The organism is Neolewinella litorea (genome assembly GCF_004803465.1).
Lineage (GTDB): Bacteria > Bacteroidota > Bacteroidia > Chitinophagales > Saprospiraceae > Neolewinella > Neolewinella litorea.
This window is the reverse complement of the sequence record NZ_SRSF01000001.1, coordinates 978711-997041: the sequence shown is the minus strand read 5'-3', so window position 1 is coordinate 997041 and position 18331 is coordinate 978711. Positions and strand designations below refer to the sequence as shown.

Here is an 18331-nt window from a genome sequence, read left to right as displayed (position 1 = left end):
CTACCAATGAAAGGGCTGGGGCGGTTGAACGCCTGAATACAGTTCGGCTCTATCCCTTTTCGAGGCTCGGTTGCAGTATGTTGGCCTGGCCCTTTGGGTGCTAACTCCTTCAATTTGTCGGTTAGTGCAGTAACTCCGTGAAATGAGAATGTTGTGAAGTACAGGACGGATATTGACGGTTTGCGCGCGCTGGCCGTCGTGGCGGTAATTTTGTTCCACCTCGGCTTTTTGCCCAACGGATACCTCGGCGTCGACGTATTCTTCGTCATCAGCGGCTACCTGATCACCAGCATCGTCTACGGGCGCTCGGAGAAAGGCAAATTTTCCATCATTGACTTCTACGAGCGTCGGATCCGCCGCATCATCCCCTTGCTGCTGGTAGTTTCTACGGTGGCCTTCCTGCTTGGATTGGTGTATATGCTTCCGGACGACCTGGAGAACCTGTGTCAGAGCGTAGTCGCCTCCAATGTGTCGGCCAACAACATCCTGATGTACCTAACCTCGGCGGATTACTGGGCCGTCAAGAACGACTACAAGCCCCTGATGCACACCTGGAGTCTCGGCATTGAGGAGCAATTTTACCTGCTGTATCCCTTCCTGTTCTACGCCATGGGCGGTCCGCGACTCAAGTACGTGAAGCACGTACTGATCGCACTGACGGCCTTGTCATTAGGAGCCTTTTTGCTGCAGGACAGCGTCGCGGCCACCTTTTACTTTATTCAATACCGTTTCTTTGAACTGGCCATCGGTGGCCTGGGGGCGATACTGTTTAGCAAGGTGGTCATCGAACGGCACGAACAGGGTCGGATGGTGCTTTACGGATTGCTGGGCCTGATCACGCTTATCCTTTTCCTGCCGATCATACCCACCAATGAGTTGCGGGTGCTCCTGACCACCATGATCACCGTGGGCATCCTCATCATCGGCAAGCAGTACTTCGAGTCGGATCGGTTGTACGCCGGTCTGATGGCCAACCCGGCTGTAGCCTTCATCGGCAACATCAGCTTCAGCCTTTACATGTGGCACCAGTTGCTGTTTGCCTTCGCGCGCTATGCTTTCCTGGAAGAGATTACTCCGGGCTGGGCGATCGTCCTGACGGGCCTGACCTTCGTCCTTTCCATCATCACCTACTACGGCGTCGAAAACCCCTTCCGCGACCGCAACGTGATGAGCACCCGGACGGTGCTGCTCTTTACCGGTGGCCTCTTTCTGCTGAGCACCAGCGCGGCCTTTTACGTGTACACCATCGGTGGGATCGTTAAGGACTATCCCGAATTGGCCCTCTACCGAGACCAACTCCCCGAGCAGCGGAACTTCTTCAGTGGATCAGACAACATCCACATCAGTTACAACGAGAACGTTTGGGACCTGGACCGGGACTTCTCCGAAACGGACAAGATCAAGACCCTGGTGGTGGGCAACAGCTTCGGCCGCGACGCCGCCAATCTGCTGCTGGAATCGTCGGTAAGCGACCGCATTGAGGTGCGCTACGCCGAATGGAAGGAACTGCGGGAAAGGGAGGAAATGAAATCGCGATTACTCGCAGCCGATCGCATCATTCTGGCCGCCCAGACCTACATCGACCAGGACTACCTGGCTTCCCTGGAGGAGGCCCACGGCATTACGATCGACCGCAGCAAGGTTTGGATGCTCGGCACCAAGGACTTCGGCTTCAGTAACGGGATACACTACAACCGTATTCAGGACGACACGGATTTCCAGAACTACCGGACCGCGATGAAGGGTGACGTCCTGACCATCAATGAGGAGCTCCGCGAGGAGTGGGGCGATCGCTACATCGATCTCATCGAACTGCTGGCGAACGAGGAGGGGCGGGTGCTCGTCTTTACGCCGGACGGGAAGTTCATCAGCCAGGACACCGTGCACCTGACGCGCTCCGGAGCCCGGTACCTCGCCGAAAGGTTGCAGGATCGCTTCGACCGCATCTTCCGCGGATAGGGTGCCTGGGCCGGAAATCGGCTGAGGCAGTACACTAAAGCCGCCCCGCCGTAACCGACGTCACCACTTCCGGATTAAGGAGGGTGGAAGTGTCTCCCAGACCGTCGGTTTCTCCCGATGCCACCTTGCGCAGGATGCGGCGCATGATCTTGCCCGACCGGGTCTTGGGCAACTCTTCCACGAACTGGATCTTGTCGGGCTTGGCAATGGGGCCGATCTCCTGGCGAACGGTCTCGATGATCTCTTCCCGTAGTCGTTCGTGATCGTGCTCGCCGGGGGCGAGGATGACGTAGGCGTATATGCCCTGCCCCTTGATATCGTGGGGGTATCCTACGACGGCGGTTTCCACCACCAGGGGGTGTTCGTCAATCGCGTTCTCTACCTCGGCGGTGCCCATGCGGTGACCGCTGACGTTGATCACGTCGTCAACGCGGCCCACGATGCGGTACATGCCATTTTCGTCGCGCCGTGCCCCGTCGCCGGTGAAGTACATACCCGGCACGGTGCTGAAGTAGGTCTTCTGACAGCGTTCGTGGTCGCCCCAGGTCGTACGCAGCATGCCCGGCCAGGGGTATTTAACGCAGAGCAGTCCACTTTCCGGATTGCCGGTTAGCTCTTCTCCCGTATTCTTGTCTACGAGCGCCATTTGGATGCCCGGCAGGGGGTAGCCGGCGAAGGTGGCTTTTTGAGGACTCAGCCCACCCAGGCCGGAGATCATGATCCCGCCGGTTTCGGTCTGCCACCAGGTATCGACGATGGGCACTTTACCCTTGCCGACTTTTTCGTGGTACCACTCCCAGGCCTCCTCATTGATCGGTTCACCGACGGAACCGATGACCTTCAGGGCGCTCAGGTCGTGCCCCTCTACAAACTCATTGCCGCGTGCCATCAGCGCGCGAAGGGCGGTCGGGGCCGTGTAGAATTGGTTCACCCGGTGCTTTTCGCAAACCTGCCAGAAACGGCCGGCGTCGGGGTAGGTCGGCACCCCTTCAAACATCATGGTGGTGGCGCCGCACAGCAGGGGTCCGTACAGGATATAGCTGTGCCCGGTGATCCATCCGATATCCGCCGTACACCAGTAGACGTCGCCTGGAGAGTACTGAAATACATTGCGGAAGGTGTAGGCGGTATAGAGCATATACCCGCCGCAGGTGTGTACGACGCCTTTCGGCTTACCGGTACTGCCCGAAGTGTAGAGAATGAACAGTACGTCTTCCGCGTCCATGACTTCGGCCGGGCAGTTGGCGTCCTGCCGCTCGACGGCCTCGTGGTACCACTGGTCGTAGCTGGGGTCCCAACTGATGTCTTCGCCGGTGTTGCGGTGCACGAGTACGGTTTCCACGCTTGGGCAGCCGATGGCCAGTGCCTCATCCACCACCTCCTTGACGGGGATATTCTTCCGTCCCCGCCGGTTGTGATCCGAGCAGATGATCACCTTGCAGTCCGCATCGTTGACGCGGTCGGCCAGTGCCTGGGCGCTAAATCCGGCGAACACCACCGAATGAATGGCCCCGATGCGGGCGCAGGCCAGGACCGAAACCGCGAGTTCCGGCACCATAGGCATATAGAAGCAGACGCGGTCGCCCTTGCCAACGCCGAGTTCGCGCAGGGCGTTCCCGACCTGGCATACCTGGGCGTGGAGTTCACGGTAAGTGAGTTTCACCACCTTACCGTCCGGTTCGTTGGGTTCGTAGAGAATGGCCGTCTGTTCCCCCCGTTCGGCCAGGTGGCGGTCTAGGCAATTCTCGGTTATGTTGAGCTGCCCGCCCGAAAACCACTTCACCTCGGGGTCGGTAAAGTTCCACGAAAGCACGCGGTCCCAGGGCTTGCGCCAGACGAAGGTGTCGGCCTCCGCGGCCCAGAACGATTCGGGGTCAGTGACGCTTTTTTGGTATACCTCACGGTACTCGTCGAAGCTGGAAATTTGGTGGGGAAGTTTGCTGGGCATGATCTGGAAAATTCAGCCGACAATATATAGAATGCCGCCCGATGACCGCTGTGGAAGCCGATGGGGAAAAATGTCCCATTTGGAAAATTATTTTCCCACATCTCGGAACAAATCAAACCTGGCCCGTTATTTTTAATTCCTTTTAGGACACATATGAACACCCCCACATGAAGAACAGCCTTACCCTGATAATTCTGCTGCCGCTTTTCCTTATCAGCCTGCCGGGTGCCCTCCCAGGGCAAACCAACTATCCCACCTGGACCACCATCGGTCATGCCAATTACCCCCGGGCGGAGGGTTCCATGATCTCTCACAAGGGAAAATTTTATCTCTTCAACGGCTTCACCACCGACGTAGCCTACCTGAATGAAAACGAGCGGTATGACCCGGTAACGAACACCTGGACCAAGCTGGCCAGTATCCCCCTGAACCCCGATGGATCCTACAAGGGAAACACCCATACCGGGATAACGGTAGTGGGCGACGACATCTGGCTTTTGGGTGGTCGCTCGGGCAACTATACCTATGAGGTGGCCGAAGAGGTGTGGGTCTATAACACCGTCCTGGATACCTGGCGCCTCGGTCCCGAACTGCCGATAAAGCGGGGTGGGGGCGGCCTGGTCCGACTTGGTCGGCAGGTACACTACGTTGGTGGCTTTGACTACCGCTCCGCCTGCGACGTGGACGATCACTGGGTATACGATCTCGACAACCCGGCCGCGGGCTGGCAGGATTACAGCGGTACTTCCCCCATGCCCCTGGCGCGCAACCATTTCGGAGCGGCCACCCTCGGCGGTAAACTCTACGCCGTGGCCGGTCAACACGGGCACGATGCCTGCGAGCGCGGCAAGAACCTGACGTACGTGCACCGCTACGACCCCCACACCGATAGCTGGGAACGGCTGCCCGATTTTCCTTTCGTCAACTCCCACATCGAACCAAGCACCTTCGCCTACAACGGCAAAATTTACGTGCTTGGCGGGCAGGGTCAGGAAAGCCGGAAAGTCTGCGAATACGACCCGGCCACCAATGCCTGGCGGATTCTCACCGACATGGAACTGCCGATTCGCCTTATTGCCCCCGGCGCCCGCGTCCACGACGGCAACCTCATCGTGATGACGGGAGGGGAGGTAGCTGTAAACCAAGCCCGATCCCACACCCGGATAAAGACCTTCGCCCCCAACCAGACCGTCCGGCTGGGTTTCCACCCCGCCACCCTGGCCGTAAGCGGCAAGGAGCGTTCCACCACGGAGGTTATCCTCGCCAACTACAGTGCCGAGGATGAGGTGAACTACCAGATCGACAACAGCAACCTCCCAAAGTGGCTCAGTATCGACCGCAATACCGGAGTGGCCCGGGAGTCCTTCGCCGAGGTCGAAGTAACCGTAGACCCGCGTGGCCTTCCCTCCGGCACCTACCAGTATTCCCTGCGCGCTACTGCCCCGGGTTATCCGGCAGCGAGTTTGCCCATCAGCTTCACCGTTGGGCAGCCCGCTCCATCCACCGACCGCTACGTAGCCTACCGCGAGGTGGAATGCGCCGCCGTCGGTAGCAACTGGGTCGTCGGCCAGGCGAGTGGTGCGTCGAACGGCTCTTACGTGACCATCAAACCCGGCCTGAACAGCACCAGCGGTCCGCCCGCGGATGCATCCGCCAACCGCATCACCTTCACCTTTAACCTGCCGCGCAACGACCAATACCAACTCTTCGCCCGGGTCTCGGCCGACAATACCGCGGACGATTCCTTCTACTACCGCGTTAACGGGGGCAGTTGGGTTACTTGGGGTTCCGGGCTGGTCACTGGCAACGGAACCTACGACTGGCGCCGGGCACCCGTAACGGCCTTTACCCTGCCGGCCGGCACGGCGACGATCGATTTTGCCTACCGGGAGGACGGACTGAAACTGGACAAAATCCTGTTGACCTCCCTCAGCCAGGCACCTACCGGAATTGGCGGATCCGATCCTACTTGCGGTGCGGCTCCCGACCCCGATCCGCCCAGCGAGCCGACGCCCACCACCTTTACCCAGTACCGGGAGGTGGAATGCGCAACGGTGGGAAGCAACTGGATCGTACAGCAGGCCAGCGGAGCTTCGAACGGCTCCTTCGCTACCATCAAATCCGGAATGAATAGCACCGGCGCTCCGCCCGCGGACCTCGCCGCCAACCAGATCCGGTTTCAGTTCGACCTGCCTCAGGCGGACAAGTTCAATTTTTTCGCCCGGGTTTCGGCTGACAATACTTCCGACGACTCCTTTTATTATCGCTTCAACGGCGGCAGCTGGGTGCGTTGGTGGACCGGGTTGGTCACCGGAAATGGAACCTACGACTGGCGCCAGGCACCCGTAACCGACTTTTCGTTGCCGGCGGGAACCGTTACCCTTGACATTGCTTACCGCGAGGATGGGCTGAAGTTGGACAAAGTAATGCTCAGTTCTACCGTAACTACCGCGCCCAGCGGTCTGGGTGACACTGACGGCACCTGCGGTTCGCCGCCACCCCCCCCTGCCGATCCGCCCGCAACCTCAGCGGAGTATTGGGGGGAAGCCGAATGCGCTCTACAGGGTGGTCGCTGGACGGTGCAGTCGGAGACCACGGCGTCAAACGGCAAGTACGTTGCCTGGGAGGGTGATTCGCAGTTCTCGGTCCCGGGCGCTTCCCCCTCCACCGATCACCTCTCTTTTCAGGTCTCCCTGCCGGATGCCGGCACATATTACCTTTTCACCCGACTCAACGCCATCGACAACGCCCGCAACTCCCTGTGGGTGCGGGTGGATAATGGCAGTTGGATCAAGTTCTGGAAGGATGAGGACGGCAGCAATATGCTCACTCAGGGGTTTGCCTGGCGCAGGGTCAACGACGACACCCGGCCGGTATCTTTCCCCCTTACTGCCGGCAACCACACGATCACGATCGCCAACCGTGAGGCCGGCACCCAGCTCGACAAAGTGTACCTCTCTACGTCTTCCACACTGCCCACCGGATCGGGGTCGGCCGCTACAAATTGCAGCCAGACACTCGGCAACCAAGCCTATGCAACACCATTAGCGAGCGAAGGCGTAACCCCCACGGCGGAAAACTCCCTGGAGGTGTACCCGAACCCCGCTTCCGATCTACTTACCTTCCATCTCGAGGGGGCGGGAAGCGGGCGCGTCGATGTTCTGGTGACTGACCTGACCGGACGGATCGTGCTGCGGAGGGCCTTTGACAAAGCGGATGAAGTGCTGCAGGAGACCCTGCCGGTGAGTGATCTGCCGGCGGGTGTGTACCAACTGCACCTCATCAACGGAAAGGAGCGACTTACCCGGCCGTTTGTGAAAGCCCGGTAGTCAGGAAGGAAAGGGTATCAACGCCGTCCGCGTAGTCAGCCAGACCTGGTTGTTGGGCGGTACCGAAGGGGTAGGTGGCCGGTTGGGCCAGCAACCCGGGCTGTGCCACGACCAGCTGGATCTCTTCGGAACGGTTACGCAGCACCCGCGCTACGGCGCCCAGATCGTGGTAGTACTCGTAGTACAGGCCGGCGATGTGACTGGCCATGCCGGTGTCTTCGCGCAAAATGATCGAGCCGTTGTGCAAAAAGTGCTCCTTGTTAAGGGTGAGCAGGGCGAAGTTGTAGTCGAAGTTGTTTTTCCACTTGGTGTGGTTCTGCAGGTGCCGCCACTCGTGCAGAACTTCCAGGAGTGGGTTGAAATCGTAACCCTCCGGCACGTAGATTTTGGATACGTTGCGGCAGCCCAGTCCGAAATAGGAGAAGATGTCATCGCCGAGCCCCCGCAACTGCTCTTCGGTTTCTTCGCCGGTGAGAACGGCCACGGCATTGCGGTTGCGGCGGATGATGTGTGGGTAATGCCCGAAATAGGCCTCGAAGTAGCGCGCGCTGTTGTTGCTGCCCGTGGCGATGATGGCATCGAAGCCCGAAAGGTTGTTTACGATCTGGAAGTACGGCTCGGCGGCGGGGTTGAGGCGGACCATGACCTTTATGAGGTACGGTAGGACGTACGGATCCTTGCTGCTCAACTTGATCTGGGCATGGTGGCCGGCGACGAATACGCTCACGAGATCGTGGATCCCCACGAGGGGAATGTTGCCCGCCAGGACGAGCCCTACCGTGCGTTCGGGCGGGGCCGCGGGTGCCGGGAGGGAATAATCTCCGACCCACTCCCGAAGTTTATCGCGGTCGAGTAGCTGGCGGCTGACGGTCTGCAAGGCGCGTTGCTGCTGTTCGAGGCTGAACCAGCCGTTGTTAAACTCCGTGCGCTTCATCAGGGCGGTCAGAAACTCATCTTCCGGACCAAGAAGATGGCTGCCCAATTGTGACAATAGTTCGATTCGTTCGTCAAGATGCATAGATCGGGAGATTGACCGGCCGGCTCGACCGCTGCGATAGGGTACAATTCCGCGTCGGCATGGTTTACCAGTCGCCGGATGTTGGCACGGCAACGGAAAGCAGGCACAATTAACCTTTCGTTACGGAATCAAAACCGAACACGCCTACCTCGTGATTGTTAAATGGAATCAAGAACGATGGCGGATCCTTCAATAATTGAATTAGGTAATCTCCTACGTGAAATGCCATTCTGATGGTACGGTGAACATCCGGCAATCATTCCTGCTATTGTGTGGTACGTGGAAATTATCCGACATTTCGGAGGTTTAGTCCTCCGGTTCGATTCCTTTAATTCACTTTTGTTTCTCCATCTGCCGTATTCTCAAATCCTAACCAATAGGTATAGATGAACAATTTTACTCCTTTTCGCGGCCAATCTGGTCGCCCCCTCTTTGCCCTGTTGCTGATGATCCTTTTGGGTGGTCTTACCACCACTTCCCTACAGGCACAAGAAACCCCTTACAAAGTACCCTTTGCCGTTTTCCTCGAAGGTGAATGTGCCGAAGTGGGCGGCAACTGGCAAATCCTCCGGGACACCCTGGCTTCACAGGACAGTTTCGTAGTAATCGCTCCGGGCTTTAAGTCCATGCAAACTCCCCCCGAGGACGTACCCGCCAACCGCGTGCGCTTCCGCCTTAACGTGCTGCAAAGCGACGATTTCCACGTGTGGGGTCGCGTACGCTCGGCCGGCCCGGATGAAGACTCTTACTGGGTAAGAATCAACGAAGGCGAATGGGTACAGTGGTCTAACCGGCTGCGCTTTCAAAACGAATGGCACTGGCGGGAGGTAGCCGGAAGCCCCTTCCCCGCACCCGCCGGACCGATGATCATCGATTTTGCTTTCCGGGAACCGAATACTCGCCTGGACAAGATCTACGTCAGTTCCATGCGCGCTTCTCCTACCGGACTGGGTGGCCCCGCCATCAACTGCGACGAAGAGACCGACTGCACCCGATTCCCCGAAGCTTGCAGAAGTGCTGCGTGGATCGAAGCCGAGTGTGGTAATCTGTCCAGCGACATCAAGTACACGGTGAATACCAGTGCTTCCAACGGCGGATTTCTCAAAACGTCCCAGCCCAGCAACCTCAACGTTCCGTCGCCCACTGATGACCGCGCCAAGGTGAATTTTGAGGTGAACCTCACCGAAGGCGGTGAATACTTCCTGTATTTCCTCATGAACGCCCAGAACGTGGGTGCCAACTCCTTCTGGGTCAAGGTGGACGATTCGGACTGGATCGACTTCTCCTACGAAATCGGCGGGGCCGATCTCAAAACCACCGGATTCGAATGGAGAATGGTCAACAAGTCGGGAGACAGCACCAGCTTTAATCTCTCCGCTGGCATGCACACCATTACCGTGGCGAAGCGGGAATCGGATACCCAGCTGGACAAAATCTACCTCGGCCGCAACGCCGCGAAGCCCAGTGGATTTGGTAAGTTCAGCCTGAACTGTGTCAGCAATGCTTTGACCCCAACCCGTCCGCCCCTCGACGAGGGCAGTGAAGTTGCGGTGTACCCCAACCCCGCCGGAAATTTCGTGACCTTCACGCTCAAAAATCCCACTGCGGGAACCGTTACCGCGGCAGTGTACGACTTCAGCGGACGCAAACTGGTACAGCAGCAGTACGGTAAAACTACCGGGCAACTGCAGGGTCAGTTGTCGGTGGCCGACCTGCCCGCCGGACTATACCGTCTCGTGCTGGCTACCGAAGCCGGCGTGATCAGCCGCACCTTTATTAAGCAGTAGGGATAGATAACCCGCTGATTTTTACGTAGCGCGCTTCCTGAGCAGGGCCATATTCCGATCCGGAATAGATTTGGCCCCCGGGAAGCGCGCTATTGCTTTTGCCACACTCTCCACACGTAACAACTGCACGGTGGGGTAGGGGGAGCGGTTGGTGGCGTTGGCCGGATCTTCTTCCGGAACCCCACCGAAGCAATACCGGGGATGGAAGTGCGCGAGCTGTACCCATTCGTCGGCACCGCTGGCCTGGAGCAGATCCTCTATCTCGGCAATGAAGTCCAGGAAATCGCCGAAATCGGCCAAAACCTCAGGGAAGATCAGCAGACTCGTATCCACCTCCGACGGCGGCTGGCTGAGCAACTCTTGCACCTGCGCCCCCGCCCAGTAAAAGGCTAACTCAACCGAGTCTTCCGGACAGGTCAGAAACATGGCTCGGCCCTCGGCCAACACCGGGGCGGCAAACGGACAAAGTCCCAGGCCGACCACGAAGTCCTGCACCCACCGACGGGTATCCTGTTCTGGGCTCACGATTCCAGAAGATTGTTGTGGCGTCGGTGCCCCACGTAGGTGCGCCAGCGCTCAAGGCTGTCGTGCATGTCCTGGGGAAGGTCGCTGTCGAAATGCACGTACTTCCGCGTGGTAGGATGGATGAACCCGATGCTCTTGGCGTGCAGGGCCTGGCGTGGGCACAATTCCATACAGCGCTCCACGAAGGTTTTGTACTTGCTGTAGACGGTGCCCTTTACGATGCGGTTGCCGCCGTACTTATCGTCCATGAATACGGGGTTACCGATGCTTTTCATGTGCACGCGGATCTGGTGGGTGCGGCCGGTTTCCAATTTGAGTTCGCAGAGGCTCACGTAGTACAGGTCTTCCAGGGTGCGGTAGTGGGTGACGGCGGATTTGCCGGCTTCCTCTTCGTCGAAGACCGTATAGTTTTGCCGCAGGCGGGGATGGCGGCCGATGTTGCGGTCGATGGTGCCCTCGGCCGGATCGGGGCTGCCCCATACGATGGCCTGGTAGGTTCGGTCGATGCTGTGGTCGAAGAACTGGCGCGCCAAATGGCTCATGGCCTCGTCGGTCTTGGCGATAACCAACAGACCGGAAGTGTCCTTGTCGATGCGGTGAACGAGTCCGACGCGGTCGTCGTCATTACCCGGAAGTACAGGTATATCACCTTCGTGGCGCAGGTAATGAGCCAGGGCATTGACCAGCGTGCCGGAGGGGTTGCCGACGCCGGGGTGTACGACCATGCCCGGCGGTTTGTGAACGATCATCAGGGCGTCGTCCTCGTAGCGAACATCCAGGGGAATGTCTTCGGCGACCAGTCCTTCGGGCCGATCGGCGTGCCGGGGGACGATGACGGTGATCAGTTCTCCCGGGGAAAGTTTATGATTGGGTTTAACCTGCTGCCCATCGACTAATATCGAGCCGGTACGGATCCCGTTTTGTACGCGGTTGCGGCTGACGCGGGGCAGTTTGTCGGTGACGAATTTGTCGATCCGAACCGGCGACTGCTTTGGATCCACCAGTATTTCTTGTACTTCGAACAGTTCTTCGTTGTCTGCTTCATCTTCCATGGGGCAAAGGTAGGTTGCCGAAGCGATCTCCGGACAGCTGCCGAAATTCAAGAAATATATTCTTCCCAGATGCAGGGGGAGTATCTTCGGGAGATCAATTTGATCAAAATGCCCCTCCGGATATAGTCTCGCCGATAGACAATGGCAAGCATTATCGAAGGGGTTTGGTGCCCACCCATGAAGATATCCAGCTTTGTTGTCAAAGATCCTCCTCAGAACCACTACAACCACGCCCACCAGGTGCCGCTGGTGGCCGCGTCGAGTTTTGTGTTCGACACGATCGAGCAGGGCATAAACATCTTCGATGGCGTTGAGAAGGGCCACATCTACGGGCGATTCGGCAACCCGACGGTAGATGCGGCGGCGGACAAAATCGCGGCCCTGGAAAACCATGGCCTGGACGGAGAAGCTTTCGGACTCTTCTGCGCCAGCGGTATGGCGGCCATCTCCACGGTGCTCGCGGGGCTGTGCCAGAGCGGGGATATCATCCTTACCCAGGGCGACCTTTACGGCGGCAGCAGCGCGCTCATTGACAGCCTGACCGCTCGCGGCGTGCGGCGCATTACCGCCGACCTGCGCGATACGGAAAAACTGGAGGACATACTCTCCGAAAACCCCAGCCTGAATACCGTCTACGTCGAAACCCCCAGTAATCCTACACTCCGTTGTACCGACCTGGTACTGCTGGCTAACCTCACGCACCATTACGGCGCCCGGTTGGTGGTCGACAACACCTTCGCTACCCCGATTGGCCAGCAACCCCTTAAGCACGGAGCGGACGTAGTCGTCCACAGCACCACGAAGTACCTGAACGGGCACGGCACGGGAGTGGCGGGAGCGATCGTCACCCGCGACAAGAAACTGATGGAAGAGGTCTTCGTACCGATCCATCGCCTCCACGGGGGCACGGGTAATGCCTGGGACGCCTGGCTGGTACTCAATGGCCTCAAAACCCTGGCGCTGCGCATGGAGCGTCACTCCTCAAACGCTGAACGGGTGGCCGAATTCCTGATGCTTCATCCTCGCGTTGCGGCGGTCAATTACCCCGGTCTGCCGGGCCACCCCGACTGCTCCACGATTGGTAAACAAATGATCCTGCACGGCGGAATGCTAAGCTTTGAGCTTGTGGGCGGCCTGCCGTGCGCGAAAAGTTTCATGAACCGGCTCACTTTCTGCACCCTTACACCTACCCTGGGCGACGTCGATACCCTGGTGCTGCACCCGAGTACCATGAGTCACCGTAGCCTCGACCCGGAAACCCGCCTGGCCAACGGGATCACCGACGGACTGATTCGCCTCAGCATCGGAATAGAGCATGTGGAGGACATCATCTCCGATCTGAAGCAGGCGCTTAACTAGATTTTTCGCGTGCTCCCCCCGCCGGACGATCGGCGCAGGACAACTGCCTATCTTTGCCGGTCCAAATACCCCTTATGTCCGCCAAAGCCACATACGACAGCCGCCAGGTAGAAAAGAAATGGTACGCCCACTGGATGGAGCACGACTACTTCCGAAGCGTGCCCGACGAGCGGGAGCCCTACACCATCGTGATCCCGCCGCCAAATGTGACGGGCGTGTTGCACATGGGCCACATGCTGAACAATACCATCCAGGACATCCTGATCCGTAAGGCCCGTCTGGACGGAAAGAACGCCTGCTGGGTACCCGGCACCGACCACGCCAGCATCGCTACCGAGGCCAAGGTGGTCAGGAAACTGCGGGAACAGGGCATCAAGAAATCGGACATCGGCCGCGAGGAATTCCTCAAGCACGCCTTCGAATGGAAGGAAGAATACGGGGGCATCATCTTGCAACAATTGCAGTTGCTCGGTGCCAGCTGCGACTGGTCGCGTACCCGCTTCACGATGGAACCAAAAATGTACGCCACCGTCATCAAGGTCTTCGTGATGCTCTACAAGCGGGGCAAGCTCTACCGCGCCCAGCGGATGACGAATTGGGACCCGGAGGCCCAGACCGTGCTGAGCAACGAGGAAGTCATCCACACCGAAGAGAACGGTAACCTCTACCACGTGCGCTACCGCATGGAGGGCACCGACGATACCTACCTGACCATCGCCACCAGCCGCCCCGAGACCATCATGGCCGACACGGCCGTGGCCGTCCACCCCGACGATGAGCGCTACATGAAATTTCACGGCCGAAAGGTGGTGGTACCCCTCGTGAACCGCGTGGTGCCCGTCATCCCGGACGACTACGTCGACGCCGAGTTTGGCACCGGTGCGCTCAAGATCACCCCCGCCCACGACCCCAACGACTACGCGCTGGGTGAGAAGTACGGCCTGGAGGTGATCGATACCATCACCGCCGACGGAAAAATGAACGAGCTGGCGCAGTTTGCCGTGGGTCTGAGCCGGGAAGACGCACGGGTAGAGATCATCAAACTGCTCAAGGAAAGCGGCGACCTCATCAAGATCGAGCAGTACCGCACCAAGATCGGCCGCAGCGAGCGCACCAACGCCGTGGTGGAGCCCCGGCTTACCCTACAGTGGTTTATGAAGATGGACGAGACGGCAGCCACCGCGCTGGAGGCCGTAGAGTCCGGGGAGGTCAAATTCCATCCCGACAGTATGGTCAATATGTACCGTTCGTGGTTGCAGGAGGACAACGTGCGCGACTGGTGCATCAGCCGGCAGCTCTGGTGGGGTCACCGTATACCGGCCTGGTACCACGGCGATGAGGTCTACGTGGCCGAAACCGCAGAAGAGGCACTCGAAGATGCCCGCCATCACCATCCCGGGCTGACAATGGACGACCTGCAGCAAGACGACGACGTGCTTGACACCTGGTTCTCCAGCTGGCTTTGGCCCATGTCGGTCTTCGATGGTTTCGGGGAGGACAAGACCGAATTGAAGTACTACTATCCGACCAACGACCTCGTCACCGGCTGGGACATCATGTTCTTCTGGGTAGCCCGCATGATCATGGCCGGCTACGAATTCAGCGAGGAGTTGCTCGGTAAGGAATTCGTCGAGGAACACGGCCGCCAGCCCTTCCGCGACGTCTACTTCACCGGCATGGTCCGCGATGAGAAGCGCCGCAAGATGTCCAAATCACTCGGCAACAGCCCCGATGCCCTGGAACTGCTGGCAACCTACGGGGCCGACGGCGTCCGCTTCGGTATGCTGTCCAGCGCCGCGGCCGGCAACGACATCATCTTCGACGCCCCCATCGCCGACGGCGAGGTGCTTAACGAGAGCCAGCTCTGTGAACAGGGGCGCAAGTTTTGCAACAAGATCTTCAACGCCAACCGCCTCATCCAGGGCTTTTCGGTAGTCGATCGTACTCCGGAACCGGCGGCCGAACTCGCTACACGCTGGATCGAGGCGCGCCTCAACGCTACCATCACCGAGGTGGACCGCCTCATGGTCGAATACCGTCTCAGCGAGGCCATGGTCACCCTCTACCGCCTGATCTGGAGCGACTTCTGCAGCTGGTACCTGGAGGCCATCAAGCCCAGCGACGGCACCCTCAGTCGCACCACCTATGACGCGGCCATCGGGGTTTTCGAACGCATGATGACCCTGCTGCACCCCTTCCTGCCCTTCGTTACCGAGGAGGTCTGGCACCAGCTGCGGGACCGCAAAGCCGGGGAGGACTGCATCGTCAGCCGCTGGCCGGAAGCCCGGACTTACGATCCTCAAATGCTGCACGACTTTGGCCGGCTGCAAGAGGCCGTTAGCCACGTACGCGACGTCCGCAATCAGCGGGGGATTTCCCACGGCGAGGCACTTACCCTGTCCGTCAAGCGCAGTCCGCAAAGCGAGCAGTTGCTGGGCGCGGACGCGGGTGCCGTAGCCTTCCTCAAAAAAGCCGGGGTGCTGGGTTCCGTAGATTTGGTTGACGCAGCTCCCGCAAACGGTCTGCCATTCTTACTGGGCAACGACACGGCCTACCTCATCCTGAACGAGGAGGTGGACCTAGCCGCCGAGCGCGCCAAGACCGAGGAGGAACTGAATCGTTTGAGGGGCTTCCTCAAAGGCGTGGAAAAGAAGCTGAGCAACGAACGCTTCGTAGCCAACGCTCCTGCCGAGGTCGTAGAACTGGAACGCAAGAAGCAGGCAGACGCCCGCGCCAAGATCGCCAGCCTGGAGAAAATGCTCTAAGGTCGAAGCCTTGCAGGCCGAGTGATTATACTACCGAATGAAAAACCGTTCGTCGAAGGTGAACGGCTCTAGCATTTCGATGCTAATGTCATTAGCTGCGGGGTGCAGGGGATTGATAAGGATGTTGTGTTCGCCGGGAATAAGTACGGAAGGGACCTTCCAGGCCAGACAGGCTCGGGAGTCCAACCAGGCTTTACCCGCCTGCGCAAGGAAGCGGTGTTCCGGCTCTCTCGATCCTGGTGATACCAACACTTCACCTTCGTAGGATCGCAGCTCGTCATCGGGCAAGCGTAGGGTGGCGATGGTGAGATCATCGGGTACGGTGCCGGGGCTGAGGTGCACCAGAACTTCCAGCGCCGCCAATGACTTGTTTTCCGAAGTGTACAGCATGGCGTAACCCTTGGGGTTCCACCGGCCGCCGTACAGTTTTGCCCCCGTACCGGTGAGGTCACGGATGTACCGGTCCTTGGCGATGCGGTAAACCAGCATTCCGCTAACTGTATACGCCGTGAGCGACCCTGCCGACGATGTCGCCGATCAGTTCAATGCCGATCGGGGTATCGAGGAGGTCTATGGGACGGTTGTTATCGACGGCCCGGTTCTCCGTACGTACCCAGCGGTCGAACTTATCCTTTCCGAAAACGGCGTACCCATGCTCGAAGAGTTCCACGAGTTGGATCAGGTGACTGGACAGATCCTTGCGCAGGGTGTCATCGTCACGGTACCGGTTCAGCTGTCGCTCCGATACGGGCAGGATGCGTGAAATCTCCCGCAGGGTCAGCGACAGGGCCGCGAGCAATCGGTGAACCTCCTTCATGCTGATGCCGCCCCGGCTCAGCGCGATCAGGTCGGCCCGGGAGTCAAGCGGCTGCCCGGGGAAGATGTCTTGCAGCAGGGATTCCATAGGAGACATTTGACACTAAGTTACGGACATTTGTCATTATGTAGAAGGGTTCTTTGTTGAGACAGCGGTTCCGTACATCAAGGATAAGTTTCAGGGCGTAGATGGCTGAAGCTGTTCAGCCGTTACCTCCGAGCCTGGCACCTGCGTGCCCGCCCAAATCCAATACTGCCATGGTGATGGTGCGGAGTAACGAAGACGTGATCGACCATGCAACCCGGCGCGGTTTCAGTTGCACCTTTAGCATATGCTCATCGACCAACACAACCGGCAACTAACGTACCTGCGCCTGGTGGTAACCGACCGCCGCAATCTGCGCTGCCGCTACTGCATGCCGGAGGAGGGGATGGCCTTTGCCCCACGGGAGGCTTTGGTGAACTACGACGAGATTCTTTACCTCTGCGGTGTACTGGCCGAAATGGGCGTGACCAAGGTGCGGCTGACGGGCGGGGAACCGCTGGTGCGGCGCGACCTGCCAGTGTTGGTCGGGGACTGGGAAAATTTGTTTCCCCGCCTGGCCATGTCGACCAACGGCATCCTCCTGCCGCGCTACCTCGATGAGCTGGCCGCCCTCGACCTATTTGAGGGCCGGCTTACTCCACCAACGTAAAGGTGTTCGTGCCGAGTTGCTCGTACTCAAAGCGGTATTCCCCCGGCTCCAGACCGAGATCACCACCCAAGCTACCCGTAGCTATGATGGAACCGGCGCGCAACGTGACATCGCGTTCGGCCAGATGGCGCAGCAGTGCCTCGAGGGCTTCCACTTGGCTACCGAGCGCGTCCCCACTGAAGGACTCGCCGATAAGGGAATCATCTCGGAAAATCCGCACGTCAATCGAATCAATGTCTATCTGGAGCTCGCTCAGGGGCGTAGTTTCTCCGAGCACGTACGCCTTCGCCCCGGCATTATTAGCAATCAGGTCGCGGTAGTTAATACCCATCAGTCCTTCCTCAAAGCCCAGTTCGGGGAATTCCGTCAGGGGCGCGATGCCCTCCACCAAGTTTAGCACCTGTTCCCGGCTGAGGGGGAAGTCGGTCAACTCGAACTCGGCGTCCCTACCGATAATGAGGGCGACTTCGACGCCTACAGCACCCATCACCCAGGTATCACTGATGTCGATGGTCGAACCGGATGCGCGAGATTGACTACGCAGCAGTCGGCCGAACAGGGGGCCAGGGGCACCGAAGGGGCGGGGTGCATCGCCGGTGAACCCCAGCTTCCAACCGGTCACCTCATCCCCCCGATCTACCAATTCCTCCACGAATTCCTCCTGAAAATCATAGGCGGCCTCGTCGTCGAAATCATCCAAACGCGTCGTGGCGGCGGGGTAGGATAGGTTGGCTTCGTAGCGGTCGGCGTAGGTCTGGACGAGTTCGTCCATCTCCCCATCGAAGATGTCGTCAACGAAGTCGTCGTCTCCGCAGGCCGCGAAAACGAATAGGGCGGAAAGAAGTAAAACGGATAGTCTAATGCTGCTGCTCATAATTCATTTATTTACACCGATCCTCAGCGGAGCCGGTCCAAGTCTTGTAGATGTGGCTGGTGTAACGGCCCCGGCTGCGGGGTGTTCTTAGAGCTTGCCCATACCTTCATTGTCGGGTGATTGGCGACGGAGTAAGTCCGCCAGCATACTTTTGTAGACCGATTATGGGACACCGGCAGATAATCTAAAGCGGGGAAGACCGCG

At 58.8% G+C, this 18331-nt stretch carries 13 protein-coding genes; 6 read left to right on the top strand and 7 right to left on the bottom strand.

Features of this window, described 5'->3' with window-relative positions; genetic code table 11:
• The first annotated feature begins 153 nt into the window (after positions 1–153).
• On the top strand, positions 154–1959 hold the full coding sequence (locus E4021_RS04120) for an acyltransferase family protein (RefSeq protein ID WP_136456627.1): 1806 nt from the start codon (positions 154–156) through the stop codon (positions 1957–1959).
• Between the two features lie 34 nt (positions 1960–1993).
• Here the strand turns inward: E4021_RS04120 and acs are convergent, their stop codons facing one another.
• Positions 1994–3907, bottom strand: a complete 1914-nt coding sequence (gene acs, locus E4021_RS04115; protein WP_136456626.1) for an acetate--CoA ligase — start codon at positions 3905–3907, stop codon at positions 1994–1996.
• A 167-nt stretch (positions 3908–4074) separates the two neighbouring features.
• On the opposite strand from acs, the gene E4021_RS04110 reads away from it, so the two are divergent.
• Positions 4075–7236, top strand: coding sequence for a Kelch repeat-containing protein (locus tag E4021_RS04110; RefSeq protein ID WP_136456625.1), 3162 nt, complete (start codon positions 4075–4077; stop codon positions 7234–7236).
• On the opposite strand, the gene E4021_RS04105 is transcribed toward E4021_RS04110, so the two are convergent.
• A complete protein-coding gene (locus E4021_RS04105; RefSeq protein WP_136456624.1) occupies positions 7208–8254 on the bottom strand; it encodes an acyl-CoA reductase in 1047 nt (348 codons plus the stop codon). The genes E4021_RS04110 and E4021_RS04105 overlap by 29 nt on opposite strands.
• A 386-nt stretch (positions 8255–8640) precedes the next feature.
• Between E4021_RS04105 and E4021_RS04100 the strand changes: the two genes are divergently transcribed.
• On the top strand, positions 8641–10041 hold the full coding sequence (locus tag E4021_RS04100; RefSeq protein ID WP_136456623.1) for a T9SS type A sorting domain-containing protein: 1401 nt from the start codon (positions 8641–8643) through the stop codon (positions 10039–10041).
• A 21-nt stretch (positions 10042–10062) separates the two neighbouring features.
• Here the strand turns inward: E4021_RS04100 and E4021_RS04095 are convergent, their stop codons facing one another.
• Entirely contained in the window at positions 10063–10566 is a 504-nt protein-coding gene (locus E4021_RS04095; protein ID WP_168797461.1) for a DUF1415 family protein, read from the bottom strand.
• Positions 10563–11618, bottom strand: coding sequence for an RluA family pseudouridine synthase (locus tag E4021_RS04090; protein WP_136456621.1), 1056 nt, complete (start codon positions 11616–11618; stop codon positions 10563–10565). The genes E4021_RS04095 and E4021_RS04090 overlap by 4 nt, the downstream gene beginning before the upstream one ends.
• A 177-nt stretch (positions 11619–11795) precedes the next feature.
• Here E4021_RS04090 and E4021_RS04085 point away from each other — a divergent pair, with 177 nt between their 5' ends.
• Positions 11796–12977 (top strand): trans-sulfuration enzyme family protein, encoded by a 1182-nt coding sequence (locus tag E4021_RS04085; protein ID WP_136456620.1) that lies wholly within the window; start codon positions 11796–11798, stop codon positions 12975–12977.
• A 74-nt stretch (positions 12978–13051) separates the two neighbouring features.
• The gene (locus E4021_RS04080) at positions 13052–15742 is read left to right on the top strand and encodes a valine--tRNA ligase (RefSeq protein WP_136456619.1); all 2691 of its coding nucleotides are present in this window, start codon (positions 13052–13054) and stop codon (positions 15740–15742) included.
• Between the two features lie 30 nt (positions 15743–15772).
• Here E4021_RS04080 and E4021_RS04075 read toward each other — a convergent pair whose 3' ends face one another.
• Together E4021_RS04075 and parS are read right to left on the bottom strand one after the other, a co-directional pair.
• Positions 15773–16231, bottom strand: coding sequence for an RES family NAD+ phosphorylase (locus E4021_RS04075; protein WP_136456618.1), 459 nt, complete (start codon positions 16229–16231; stop codon positions 15773–15775).
• Between the two features lie 4 nt (positions 16232–16235).
• Positions 16236–16655 (bottom strand): type II RES/Xre toxin-antitoxin system antitoxin, encoded by a 420-nt coding sequence (gene parS / locus E4021_RS04070; protein WP_136456617.1) that lies wholly within the window; start codon positions 16653–16655, stop codon positions 16236–16238.
• Between the two features lie 235 nt (positions 16656–16890).
• On the opposite strand from parS, the gene E4021_RS04065 reads away from it, so the two are divergent.
• Positions 16891–17253, top strand: coding sequence for a radical SAM protein (locus E4021_RS04065; protein ID WP_136456616.1), 363 nt, complete (start codon positions 16891–16893; stop codon positions 17251–17253).
• Here E4021_RS04065 and E4021_RS04060 read toward each other — a convergent pair.
• A complete protein-coding gene (locus E4021_RS04060; protein ID WP_136456615.1) occupies positions 17237–18127 on the bottom strand; it encodes a 2-keto-4-pentenoate hydratase in 891 nt (296 codons plus the stop codon). The two genes, E4021_RS04065 and E4021_RS04060, sit on opposite strands and share 17 nt — an antisense overlap.
• Positions 18128–18331: the final 204 nt, after the last annotated feature.